The 11,864-nt window shown below is 41.2% G+C and carries 13 protein-coding genes; 7 read left to right on the top strand and 6 right to left on the bottom strand.

Annotated features, from left to right (window positions below; translation table 11 throughout):
- The 4 genes from GLIP_RS22280 to GLIP_RS07065 all read left to right on the top strand — a co-directional run.
- A partial coding sequence (locus tag GLIP_RS22280; RefSeq protein WP_040522254.1) for a hypothetical protein occupies positions 1–183 on the top strand: 183 nt, incomplete at its 5' end.
- 275 nt (positions 184–458) lie between these two features.
- Positions 459–722 (top strand): OadG family protein, encoded by a 264-nt coding sequence (locus GLIP_RS07075; protein WP_008843915.1) that lies wholly within the window; start codon positions 459–461, stop codon positions 720–722.
- A 24-nt stretch (positions 723–746) separates the two neighbouring features.
- On the top strand, positions 747–2,534 hold the full coding sequence (gene oadA / locus GLIP_RS07070) for a sodium-extruding oxaloacetate decarboxylase subunit alpha (RefSeq protein ID WP_008843914.1): 1,788 nt from the start codon (positions 747–749) through the stop codon (positions 2,532–2,534).
- 6 nt (positions 2,535–2,540) lie between these two features.
- Entirely contained in the window at positions 2,541–3,671 is a 1,131-nt protein-coding gene (locus tag GLIP_RS07065) for a sodium ion-translocating decarboxylase subunit beta (protein WP_008843913.1), read from the top strand.
- Positions 3,672–3,710: 39 nt separating this feature from the next.
- Here the strand turns inward: GLIP_RS07065 and GLIP_RS07060 are convergent, their stop codons facing one another.
- Genes GLIP_RS07060 through pspF form a run of 6 tightly spaced genes read right to left on the bottom strand, consistent with a single transcriptional unit; the run spans position 3,711 to position 10,132 of the window.
- Positions 3,711–4,493, bottom strand: coding sequence for an ATP-binding cassette domain-containing protein (locus tag GLIP_RS07060; protein ID WP_008843912.1), 783 nt, complete (start codon positions 4,491–4,493; stop codon positions 3,711–3,713).
- Entirely contained in the window at positions 4,490–5,485 is a 996-nt protein-coding gene (locus GLIP_RS07055; RefSeq protein WP_008843911.1) for an oligopeptide/dipeptide ABC transporter ATP-binding protein, read from the bottom strand. Before GLIP_RS07055 ends, GLIP_RS07060 begins: the two co-directional genes overlap by 4 nt.
- Positions 5,485–6,378, bottom strand: coding sequence for an ABC transporter permease subunit (locus tag GLIP_RS07050; RefSeq protein ID WP_008843910.1), 894 nt, complete (start codon positions 6,376–6,378; stop codon positions 5,485–5,487). Before GLIP_RS07050 ends, GLIP_RS07055 begins: the two co-directional genes overlap by 1 nt.
- Positions 6,365–7,396: an ABC transporter permease gene (locus GLIP_RS07045; protein WP_040522257.1), complete on the bottom strand. Its 1,032-nt coding sequence runs from the start codon at positions 7,394–7,396 to the stop codon at positions 6,365–6,367. Before GLIP_RS07045 ends, GLIP_RS07050 begins: the two co-directional genes overlap by 14 nt.
- Positions 7,396–9,024 carry an ABC transporter substrate-binding protein SapA gene (sapA, locus tag GLIP_RS07040; RefSeq protein ID WP_040522252.1) on the bottom strand — a complete coding sequence of 543 codons (1,629 nt, stop codon included), beginning with the start codon at positions 9,022–9,024 and terminating at the stop codon, positions 7,396–7,398. Before sapA ends, GLIP_RS07045 begins: the two co-directional genes overlap by 1 nt.
- 4 nt (positions 9,025–9,028) lie before the next feature.
- Positions 9,029–10,132 (bottom strand): phage shock protein operon transcriptional activator, encoded by a 1,104-nt coding sequence (gene pspF, locus GLIP_RS07035; RefSeq protein WP_008843907.1) that lies wholly within the window; start codon positions 10,130–10,132, stop codon positions 9,029–9,031.
- A 315-nt stretch (positions 10,133–10,447) separates the two neighbouring features.
- Here pspF and pspA point away from each other — a divergent pair, with 315 nt between their 5' ends.
- The 3 genes from pspA to pspC are packed head-to-tail and all read left to right on the top strand — an operon-like array spanning position 10,448 to position 11,841.
- Positions 10,448–11,125, top strand: coding sequence for a phage shock protein PspA (gene pspA / locus GLIP_RS07030; protein WP_008843906.1), 678 nt, complete (start codon positions 10,448–10,450; stop codon positions 11,123–11,125).
- Positions 11,126–11,152: 27 nt separating this feature from the next.
- A complete protein-coding gene (gene pspB / locus GLIP_RS07025) occupies positions 11,153–11,392 on the top strand; it encodes an envelope stress response membrane protein PspB (protein ID WP_008843905.1) in 240 nt (79 codons plus the stop codon).
- Entirely contained in the window at positions 11,389–11,841 is a 453-nt protein-coding gene (gene pspC, locus GLIP_RS07020) for an envelope stress response membrane protein PspC (RefSeq protein ID WP_008843904.1), read from the top strand. Before pspB ends, pspC begins: the two co-directional genes overlap by 4 nt.
- The last annotated feature ends 23 nt before the right edge of the window (positions 11,842–11,864 follow it).

Here is an 11,864-nt window from a genome sequence, read left to right as displayed (position 1 = left end):
AAGAATCTCCGAAGGAGGTTCGACAAAATCGTCTGGAACGATTTTGAACATGCGCAGCATGGCCCCGAAGGGGTGAAAGGCAGGATGCCTGGAATAATCCTTCCACACGCGCCATATTTAAAAACCGCTTTTAATAAAGCGGTTTTTTTATGTCTGAAGGTTAAAATAAATATTTATATATAATTACCAATTAGTAATATTAATCTAACCCTCACGATTGATATGATAACCTACCTTTGCATTAAAACTAGCCACATCAACCTCACTGACGTTTAATCATTTCTTTGTCGTCATTTTTATTGCTTGAGCAAATAAAATAATGACATTGATGGGTGGGTAAAAATTCATTATTTGTGAATAGTTACCCGAAAAGTGAGGGCCGTATTACGGTTTTTAGTTGAGTTTTCAATGCTTAAGTGATACTTATCTCTTTCATAACAATTAACAGTGTGAGCCATATGCAAACATCCATTTCTGAATTACTAGTTGAAGCTGCCAATTTGATGGTGGTGGGTATGGTCGTGGTATTTGTATTCCTTACGTTGCTGATTGGCGCGGTAAATTTAATTGCTGCAGTTAATCGAAGGTTTCCCGAAGAAGTGATTTCAGCACCAAGCGCTAGATCACCTAGAAACACGGTTAAAGAAAATACAAATTCATCTGTTCCAGTTGCTGCCATTACCGCGGCAGTTCATCAATATCGTAAGAATAGAAAATCATAATAAATCGATCTTTTAGGAGTTTCCATGAGTAATCCCCTCAAGATAACTGAATTGGTGTTGCGTGACGCCCACCAATCATTATTAGCTACCAGAATGCGTTTAGAAGATATGTTGCCTATCGCAGAAAAACTAGACAAAGTTGGTTACTGGTCAATGGAATCTTGGGGAGGGGCGACATTTGATTCTTGTATTCGTTACCTTGGTGAAGATCCTTGGGAGCGCATTCGTGAGTTGAAAAAAGCGATGCCAAATACGCCTCAGCAAATGTTACTTAGAGGCCAGAATTTACTTGGATATCGCCACTATGCTGACGACGTAGTTGAAAAGTTTATTGAACGCGCACATACCAATGGTGTTGATGTTTTCAGAATTTTTGACGCGATGAACGATACTCGCAATTTAGAGACTGCAATAAAATCAGTGGTTTCGGTCGGAGCGCACGCACAAGGCACAATTTCTTACACGGTAAGCCCAGTGCACACTCTGCAAGGTTGGCTTGATATGGCCAAAACGTTAGAAGATATGGGAATACATTCGTTATGTATTAAGGATATGGCTGGTTTGCTAAAACCTTATGAGTGTGAAGAGCTAATTACACGCTTAAAAGAAAGTATTAGTGTGCCCATTGGCATGCAATGTCATGCCACCACAGGGTTAAGCACAGCAACCTATCAAAAAGCTATTGATGCCGGTATCGATATGCTCGATTGTGCTGTTTCCTCTATGAGTATGACATATGGACATAGTGCTACTGAAACTATTATGTCGATAGTAGAAGGGACCGACAGAGATACCGGTTTAGATTTGCATTTACTCGCTGAAATCGCGAGTTACTTTAGAGAAGTCCGTAAAAAATACGCCAAGTTCGAAGGAAGCTTAAAAGGTGTTGATGCACGCATTCTCATCGCACAAGTTCCCGGCGGTATGTTGACCAATATGGAAAATCAACTACGAGAGCAAGGTGCTGAAGATAAAATGGATGAAGTTCTAAAAGAGATCCCCAAAGTGAGAGAGGATCTTGGCTTTATTCCGTTGGTTACGCCTACATCGCAAATTGTCGGCTCTCAATCGGTTTTGAATGTACTTACCGGTGAACGCTACAAAAGTATTACTAAAGAGACTGCAGGCGTACTTAAAGGCGAATATGGTGCTACTACTGCGCCTGTTAATACTCAGTTACAGGAACGTGTATTGGAAGGTAAAGAGCCCATTACCTGTCGTCCTGCGGATTTGATTGAACCTGAATTAAATACGCTGACCGCTGAGTTGACCGAAATTGCTACAGAGCAAAATATATCGTTGGCTGATGAGCAAGTCGATGATGTGCTTACCTACGCTCTATTTCCACAAATTGGTCTAAAGTTTCTGCAAAATAGAGGGAATCCTGACGCGTTTGAGCCTGCGCCTACGGCGAATTCCAGTGAAACCAAAGAAGCCTCAGCGACATCTGCACCGGCTTCAAAAGGTGGGGCAGAAAGTTATTCTGTGCGTGTTGATGGAAAGTCTTATGAAGTTGAAGTTGCACCCAGTGGGCAGCTCAGTTCAGTTAAGCGTGCTGAACAAGCTGATACACCTGCACCTAAGTCGTCGCAAGGTGATGCCGTTGATTTGAATGCTCCTTTAGCTGGTAACGTATTCAAAATACTCGTGCGTGAAGGTGATGAAGTCAACGAAGGTGATGTGGTCATTATTATGGAAGCTATGAAAATGGAAACCGAAATTCGCGCTACCGATAGTGGTGTTGTCACCGATGTCTTAGTGTCTGAAGGCGATTCGGTTCATTCAGGTCAAGCATTACTGAGTTTAGGATAATAAACCATGGAGAAGTTAGAGATCCTTTGGCAAAGCACCGCACTGGCACACTTTCAGATCGGTCAAATAATCATGATGTTTGTTGGTCTGTTGTTGCTGTATTTGGCCATCGTCAAAAAATTTGAGCCATTATTATTGTTGCCAATAGGGTTTGGTGCATTGTTAACTAACATCCCACTAGCTGGCTTCAGTGAATTGGGTGGATTGCTTCATTATATTTACGCAGTTGGCATTGATACAGGCGTATTCCCATTGCTTATTTTTATGGGCGTTGGTGCAATGACTGACTTTAGTGCGTTAATCGCTAATCCTCGCATGCTGCTTTTAGGAGCTGCTGCACAGTTTGGTATTTTCGCTACGCTTCTGGGGGCAATTTTACTTAACTATGTTCCTGGACTTGAGTTTACGCTGAAAGATGCCGCTGCCATCGCGATAATTGGTGGTGCGGATGGACCAACCGCGATTTTCTTAGCATCAAAATTAGCACCAGAATTATTGGGTACTATCGCAGTGGCGGCATATTCTTACATGGCATTGGTACCTATTATTCAACCGCCGATTATGAAGGCCTTAACAAATCCGCAAGAACGTAAGATTCAAATGGCGCAGCTACGTATCGTTTCAAAACGTGAAAAGATTATTTTTCCATTGGCAGTGCTGTTAATGACGATACTATTTCTACCAACTGCTACGCCGCTAGTAGGGATGTTTTGTTTAGGTAATTTAATGAAAGAGTGTGGTGTTGTAGATCGTTTAAGTAACACTGCTCAAAATGAATTAATTAACATAGTGACTATATTTTTAGGGTTAGCGGTTGGCTCGAAATTGTCGGCAGACAAATTTCTGAAAGCTGAAACCTTAGGAATTCTTGCCTTGGGCGCTGTTGCTTTTGCAATTGGTACGGCAACAGGTGTACTGATGGCAAAATTGATGAATAAATATAGCAAAGCCGACATCAATCCACTTATTGGAGCCGCAGGTGTATCTGCTGTACCAATGGCGGCAAGAGTCGTTAATAAAGTAGGGTTAGAAGCGAATCCACATAACTTTTTGCTGATGCATGCAATGGGACCTAATGTTGCGGGTGTACTCGGTTCAGCTGTCGCTGCTGGTATCTTGTTAGCGTTAGTCGGTTAGGGGCTAGTTCACATCAACCCCAGCGTACTATAGCTGGGGTTATCTTGGCGTGATGAGCGATTGATGTGACTTAATCAGTTTTTCAGTGTATTCACTTTTAGGCCAATTAAAAATCACATCTGTTTTACCCGTTTCTACTAAGTTTCCATCCTGCATGATCAATACCCTGTCACTGATATGTCTGATAATCCCCAAGTTGTGGGAAATGAAAATAAAACCTAGTCCTAAATCTTTTTGTAACTTCATTATCAGATTAATAGTTTGAGAACGGACAGATGGATCAAGCGCCGCAAAGGGCTCGTCAGCGACGATTACTTGAGGATCTAGGATAAGTGCTTTAGCTAACGCTAAACGCTGACGTTGACCGTCTGAGAGCATATGACGATAGAAGAACATATGGTCAGGCAGTAACCCTACTAATTTTAATGTATCCTCTATTTTCTTTTGTCGCTCAGACGCATTTAGTTTAGTGTTCAGAATTAACGGGTTTCCGAGTATTTTTGCCACATTGATACCAGGATTCAATGATTCGTTACTGTGTTGAAATACCATGCGAATATTGAGGCAGCGTTGTTTTAAATTGTATGGCGATAGCTTTTGACCATTTAAATAAATGTGGCCACCTGAGGGCACTTCTGCTCCCACTAACAGTTTGCCCAGTAATGATTTACCTGAACCATTTTCACCTAAAATTGCGAGCGTTTCACCTGCATTAAGTTCAAAACTTACTTTACTAAGGGTAAATTTAGACTGCTTTTTAAAAAAGCCTCTTTTGGGTTTCTGTTTAAACTCTAGGTCTTCAACCCGTAATAACGTTGTCATTCTTTTTCTCGTATTAAAGGGAAATGGCAACTGTAAAAGTGATCTTGCACGTGCCTTAGCTCAGGGACTTTAACACACTCTTTTTGCGCGCGTGGACAACGTGGCCCCAAACGACATCCAATTGGAAGATGTTGTAGTGTTGGAATTGTGCCATCTAAAGTTGTCAACGGAGATTTTGGTGGTAAATCTTTTCTAAAACTTGGCGCGCTATCTAATAGCGCTTTTGTGTAGGGATGCAATGGACGTTTACGTAATTGAACCATTTTCCCATCTTCAACTGTTTGACCACAATATAAAACGGTCATTTTATTTGCCATACTAGAAATGGCCAACAAATCATGGCTGACAAACAATATACTTAAATTACGTGTTTTATTAAGCTGAGAGAGAAGCTTTAGCACTTGAATCTTAGTGGTTATCTCCATGCCTCTGGTTGGGTCATCAGCTATCAATAGTTGCGGGGAAGATACTAAAGCACAAGCTATCAAAAATTTTTGCGCAATATCGTCCGCAATTTGATGTGGATAAGCATGTAAATATTTTTGATGATCTTTAATACCCACCTTGTGTAACAGCTTAATGGCTATCTGTAATCTTTTTTTACGTCTTTGCCAAAACCATGTGTCGGCTACTATTTGGCGGGGAATACTCTCCATTAATTGCTCGCCTAAAGTGGCAGACGGGTCTAATGAAGACACAGGGTTTTGAAAAATGACTGCGATCTCACTGCGCATTATTTTTCGTCGCTCGGAACGACTGATGGTTAGTAAGTCTCTTCCCCTCCAGGTTAACCTGTCGGCAGTTATCCGCCAGTTATCCGGAATAGCGCCAACGATGGCCCTTACGATTAGGCTCTTACCTGAACCTGACTCACCTACCAGTGCACGTATTTCACCTTCTTCAATTCGTAGGTTGACTTTATCCAGCGCTTTCATCCAGCCTGTTGAGCCGCTAATCTCTAAGGTTAGGTTTTTAATATCTAAAAGTGCCATTAGCGTTGTAACCTATTACGCAGCGCAGAACGTAGGCCATCACCTACAACATTGACTGAAAGTACCATCAAAAATATTGCACTTCCCGGTAACGCAATACTCCAAGGGGATTTATAGGCGACACGCAAACCTTCGGATAACATTGTGCCTAACTCGGGGGCAGGGGCCTGCGCACCTAATCCTAGAAAGCCTAGTGCACTGATATCAAGGATCGCAATTGACAATGCCATTGTGCCTTGAACGACCAGCATTTCGTACATATTCGGTAATATACTGTAAAAAAATAAATGCGTGTTTTTCGCACCGTCCAGTTTGGCGGCCAACACATATTCCTTGGCCATTTCAGTTCTAACTACTTCCCGAGTGTTGTGCACAAATTGTGGAATCAGCGCTAAACTAATCGCCCACATGCTGTTAACCAAACCAACACCAAGAATACCAACAATGACGATTGCAATCAGTAAGGTTGGTATGGCTAAAATGGAGTCTAACAAATGATTTAAAACACTCGAACGAACCCCTTGTGTAAGACCAGCAACAGCTCCTAAAGCTACGCCAACCAACATGGCTAAAACGACCAACAGTAGACTGATCCCCAAGGTTAGTCGACAACCGTAAATGAGTCGTGAAAGCAAATCTCGGCCAATACTATCCGTTCCAAATAAATGGCGTATGGAACCACTGACATCCCACGAAGGTTTTACCAAAAATGCATTGGGGTTTTGCAATAATGGATCGAAGGGCGCGATTAAAGGGCCAAAAATAACCAAAAATACAAAAAAGGCAAAAATCCATAAACCCAATACTGCAATGTGACTTTTGCGAAATTCCCACCAAGTATGCATCAGTGGCGAAGGGTGAATTTCTTCCTGATAGATATTAAATTTGGGCACGACGATCTCCCGACAAGGCTGGGTTTATTAAGTTCGCTAATAAGTCGGTGCACACGGTTAATATAATGACTAAGGTTGATACTGCCAACATGCCCGCTCGAATCGCAGGATAATCACGTTGGAATATGGCCTGGATTAACCAATTGCCAATTCCGGGCCAGGAAAATATGACCTCAACGATCATTGCATTTGTTAGCAACACTGCGAACTGCATCCCAAATAATGGAATTATTGGCAGCAACGCATTTCTTACCCCATGACGCATTACAACCTGCAATCCGCTTAAACCTCGAGTGTACGCCGTTTGGATATATTGGCTGGACATCACATCAATGACCGAGCGTCTAGTGAGTCGAAAAATAATAGAGGCAGTTACAATAGTCAGAGATAACGTAGGCAATATTAAGTGTTGCACAGCGCTTTTAGCCGCATCATTTTTAAATTCGACATCACTCAAAAAGATATCGATGAAAATAAAGCCTGTTTGATGCGGGATATCGTACAATAAGCTCAATCTGCCCGATAGGGGAAACCATCCTAACTGCAATGAAAACACGAGAATTAGAATCAGAGATAGCCAAAAAACTGGGATCGAGTAACCGACTACACTGGCGGTAAGTAAACTGTAATCAGACAACTTGTAATGTTGAAATCCTGCGATAAAACCAAAAGGTACGCCAATTAACAAAGAGAATAAAAGCGCATAAGCACTCAGTTCCATACTTGCTGGCAGTGTTTGCATTATTTCCCGCCACAGTGGATTGCCTGAGCTAAAGCTAAATCCCCATTCTCCTTCTAACAAGTTTGTTAAATACAGCCAGTATTGATAAAAATACGAGTGATCGAACCCGTGGATTTCTGCTAGCTTCTGATGTGCCTCTGGAGATAAGTTTTCAAGTCCGGTTAAGTTTACGAGTGGGTCACCAGGAAATAAATAAACCAACAGAAACGACAAAATGCTCAGTACAAATAAGGTCAGAATCAGCAAATTAAATTTTCGAATGATTTGCGTCAGCATCATAGTTTTTTAACGTCCCCAAATCGAACTGCACCAAATGGGTTGATAACTAAGCCGCTCAGGTCACTTCTATGGGCACGATATCGATATGCATGTGCTAACGGAACTAAAGGCACTTGCTCTGCTAATATTTGATTTGCTAAGCGGTAATACTTGATACGCTGCTCGTTTTCGGAATATTGAAGCGCTTGATTTATGAGTGCGTCGTATTCAGGGTTACACCACATAGCACGGTTGGTTCCCGATTCAATTGCTGAGCAATTAAGTAGTGGTCGGTAAAAGTTGTCAGGATCACCATTATCAGCAGACCAACCAATTAACACGGAATCGTGCAATCCCTTCTTCAATCGTTCTCGAAATGTCGTCCATTCGTAACTGACAATATTAACTTGTACCCCTACTTGACTAAGATAATTTTGCATCAGTTCGGCCATTTTACGCGCGTTTGGATTATAAGCGCGTTCTACCGGCATTGCCCAAATAGTCATGGTAAAACCATCTTCAATGCCGCTTTCACGCAAGAGTTTACGAGCCATAACGGGGTTGTAATTGGTTTCGCTTATATCAGCCTGATATGCCCAAGAAGATTCTGGTAATAAACTTTTGGCTCTAACCGCACTGCCATAATACACAGCTTCTAGCAGGGTGTTTTTGTCGATTGCCATCGCCAGAGCCCGTCTTACTTTAGGGTTGTCAAATGGATATTTTGAGGTATTGAATGCCCAAAAACCGACATTAAGTCCTGGACGTCCATCCAAAGTTAAATCGACTCTATCGCGAATGGTGTCCAATTCGCTATGGGAAGGAAACGCGATGGCATCACATTCACCCGTCATAAGTTTGGCTAACCGCAATGAACTAGACGGGGTAATATCGAAAATTAACATTTCTGGTGCTAGCTGGTGCTCCCAATAATCGTCATTCTTGCTATATCGAATGTAGTGGTCTTTTTTATATTCCTTAAACTGGAAAGGTCCGGTACCTATGGGATAAATATCAATAAACTCTTTTTGCTCACGTTGTGCCAACACTTGCGCATATTCCGCCGATAAAATCACTGCAAAATCAGTGGCTAGATTGGCTAAAAAAGAACTGTTTGGGCGGGTTAAGGTGATTTCTATTCGATAGCCATTTATGCGTTTTACGTCTGAGATTAAGTCATTTAAACCAATACTTGTAAAATATGGGTAATGACCTCCAGATACATGATGGTAAGGATGTGAAGCGACGCGCCATCGATCAATGCTAAAAATCACATCATCTGCATTAAATGAACGAGATGGTGAAAAATACCCCGTAGTATGAAATTTTACACTTCTCCTCAACTGAAAGGTGTAGGTCAATCCGTCTTGGCTAATTAGCCAACTACTGGCCAGTGCCGGTACTATTTTTCCGGTTTCCGGATCGAAATCGAGCAATCGGTCATATATTTGATGGGAAGATGCGTCTGATGTGGTGCTGGAAGTATCTAATTGCGGATTAAAGCTGATAGGATTGCCTTCCGAGCAATAAATCACACCTTTAACTGGCGAGTTTTGTTCGGTAGCGTCAAAACATGCACTAACACAAAACACAGCCCAAATTACCAAGGTAAATCGAACGAGTTGGCTGGAATTACTCAATTTCATTACCTTACTCTTCCATATCCTCTGGGGAACTATCTAGCAGATTATACTTTTTTAAATATCCACGTAACTGATGATAGGTCAAAGAAAGTTTCTCTGCGGTCTTTTTTTGATTGAATTGACTGTCAGATAAAGCTTGTTTGATTAAATCAACTTCAAACTCTTGCGATAATGTTTTTAAATCAACCGGGAATTGAAAAACTTTTTCGGTGGGTTTTGATTTGCTGTCAATATTTTCAGAACTCTCGACTACTACTTCTTTGACGACAGGTGCAACAGGAGCGGCTACGGAAATTCTGTCTTGGGTTTTAATTCTTCCTGTAGGTCGAAAAACCGATTCAAACGGATCAAGAATAATTTGATGCACAGGGATGTTAGGGTTATTGCTTCGATATACTGCACGCTCGACCACATTTTTAAGTTCACGAATGTTTCCTGGCCATTCATAGTCAAGTAGCGTACGTTTGGCTTTTTCAGTAAATCCACTGAATAGCTCCATATCCAATTCACGCGCCATATTTATCGCAAAGTGTTCAGCCAACATCATAATATCTTCTTGGCGTTCACGTAACGGCGGTAAAGTAATTACGTCAAATGCCAACCTATCGAGTAAATCAGGTCTAAACTCTCCAGAGTCAGCTAATGATGGTAAGTCTTCGTTGGTAGCAGCGACAATTCGAACATCGACTTTTACCGAGCGAGACCCGCCTACACGTTCAAATTCACCATATTCGATAACCCGCAACAGTTTTTCTTGTATAAGCCCAGAAGTATTGGCAAGTTCATCTAAAAATAATGTCCCGTTGTTGGCAACCTCAAATCGACCTTCTCGGCGTTTTTGAGCACCGGTAAAAGCGCCCGCCTCATAACCAAATAATTCTGTTTCTAATAAGCTTTCGCTTAACGCCGCACAATTAAGCTTCAGATAGTTTTGTTCCCAGCGTTTAGACAGGTAGTGCAATCGGGCTGCAACTAATTCCTTCCCTGTACCTCTTTCACCGATAATCAATACAGGTTTGTTCAGTGGCGCAATTTGTGAAATTTGTTCTAATACTTCAAGGAAGCTATTCGATTGTCCTAGCAGATTGTCTTGTTGACGAAATCGGCTCATTGACACATTCCTCTATTTTGAAAGTTGTAGGGTTAGACGATTTATATCAACAACTGGCATGTGTGCAAACGATGGGTAAACTCGCATGTTTTCACAGCTTGAAATGCTGGTTGATACAAAAAGTGGTCTAATTCACTAATATGTGGTTGATAATCATAATACGCTAAATTCGTAAAGTTAAGGAATAAAATTGTTTTTATTTATAAATCATAAAGTTAAACTTGATAAATGAGTTGGCCCGTATATTGAATAATCAGTTACAGCAAATGCCAAAAGCATTTATTTATTCGATAACTTGAAGTAGAGGAAAAGATTATGGGTATCTTCTCGCGTTTTACAGACATCGTGAACTCAAATATTAATTCATTGCTTGATAAGGCTGAAGATCCAGAAAAAATGGTTCGCCTAATTATTCAAGAAATGGAAGATACGTTGGTTGAAGTGCGTTCAGCTTCAGCAAAAACGTTAGCTAATAAAAAAGATATTAGTTCACAAATTACTAAACTAGATAGTGAAGCTCAAGACTGGCAAGCTAAAGCTGAATTGGCTATTAGCAAGGATCGTGAAGATCTGGCTCGAGCTGCACTGCAAGAAAAGAAAAAGTGTGTCGAGCATAGTGAGTCTTTAACAAAAGAATTGTCGCTTATCGACGAGCAAATTAGTAAGTTGCAAGGTGAAATAGGTCAATTGCAAGAAAAGCTTGCTGATGCCAAAGCGCGTCAAAAAACGATAATTATGCGTCAAAAGACAGTTAGCTCTCGTCTTGAGGTGAAACGAACTTTAGATAGCAGTAAAGTAGATGCTGCTATGGGGCGTTTTGAACAATACGAACGCAAAATTGATGATTTAGAATCACAGGTTGATGCCTATGACTTAGGTAAGAAAACCCTAGCTGATGAATTTGCCGAGTTGGCAACAGATGATGTGATTGATGATGAATTGGCTGCATTGAAGAAAAAAGTACAGACAAAAAATACAAAAGCTAAAAAGTAACAGTAGCAGCCAGGAAGGAGTAACACTGTGGAAGATATATTAATTGTGACTATAGGCGTACCAACTATTATTTTCATGATAATTGTCGCGCCAATATGGCTGATTCTGCACTATAAAAGTAAGAAGCAAGTCAGCCAAGGGTTATCCGAAGATGAATATATGTCATTGCAGGAATTATCAAATAAGGCTGAAAAGATGGCTGACCGCATTCAAACACTGGAAGCTATTTTGGATGCAGAATCACCGGATTGGAGGAATAAAGCATGATACCTCGTAAGCAATTACAGCGCGATTCGCAAAACGGAAAAATCGCCGGGGTCTGTGCAGGTATTGCTAACTATTTTGGAATAGAAACTTGGTTGGTTCGTATTGCTACAGTCGCAGCTATGTTGTTGTTAGCCGGACCATTTATTCCAGTATTTTACATTGCAGCCTGGTTTATTTTAGATAAAAAGCAACCTGAGCCAAGACATTCAGTGCACGCTCAACAGCAACTTCATGGAAAGCCGGGTGTTAAAGGCTGGCACAATGATATTGATGAAGCAGATAAAAAAGTAGCAGTCAAAGCTAAGGTTTGGCAGGCTGGTGAGCCACCCAAGCAGGCTTTCTATGATATTAAACAACAGTTTATGCGCACGGAGGCGCGATTAAGAAAAGTTGAAACCTACGTAACTTCGTCTGAATTTCAGTTGAATCGGGAAATCAACAAGCTATAACCAATCCATTAGCGTGGAGGGCT

Source organism: Aliiglaciecola lipolytica E3, from assembly GCF_000314975.1.
Lineage (GTDB): Bacteria > Pseudomonadota > Gammaproteobacteria > Enterobacterales > Alteromonadaceae > Aliiglaciecola > Aliiglaciecola lipolytica.
This window is presented reverse-complemented; position numbering and strand designations above follow the sequence as displayed.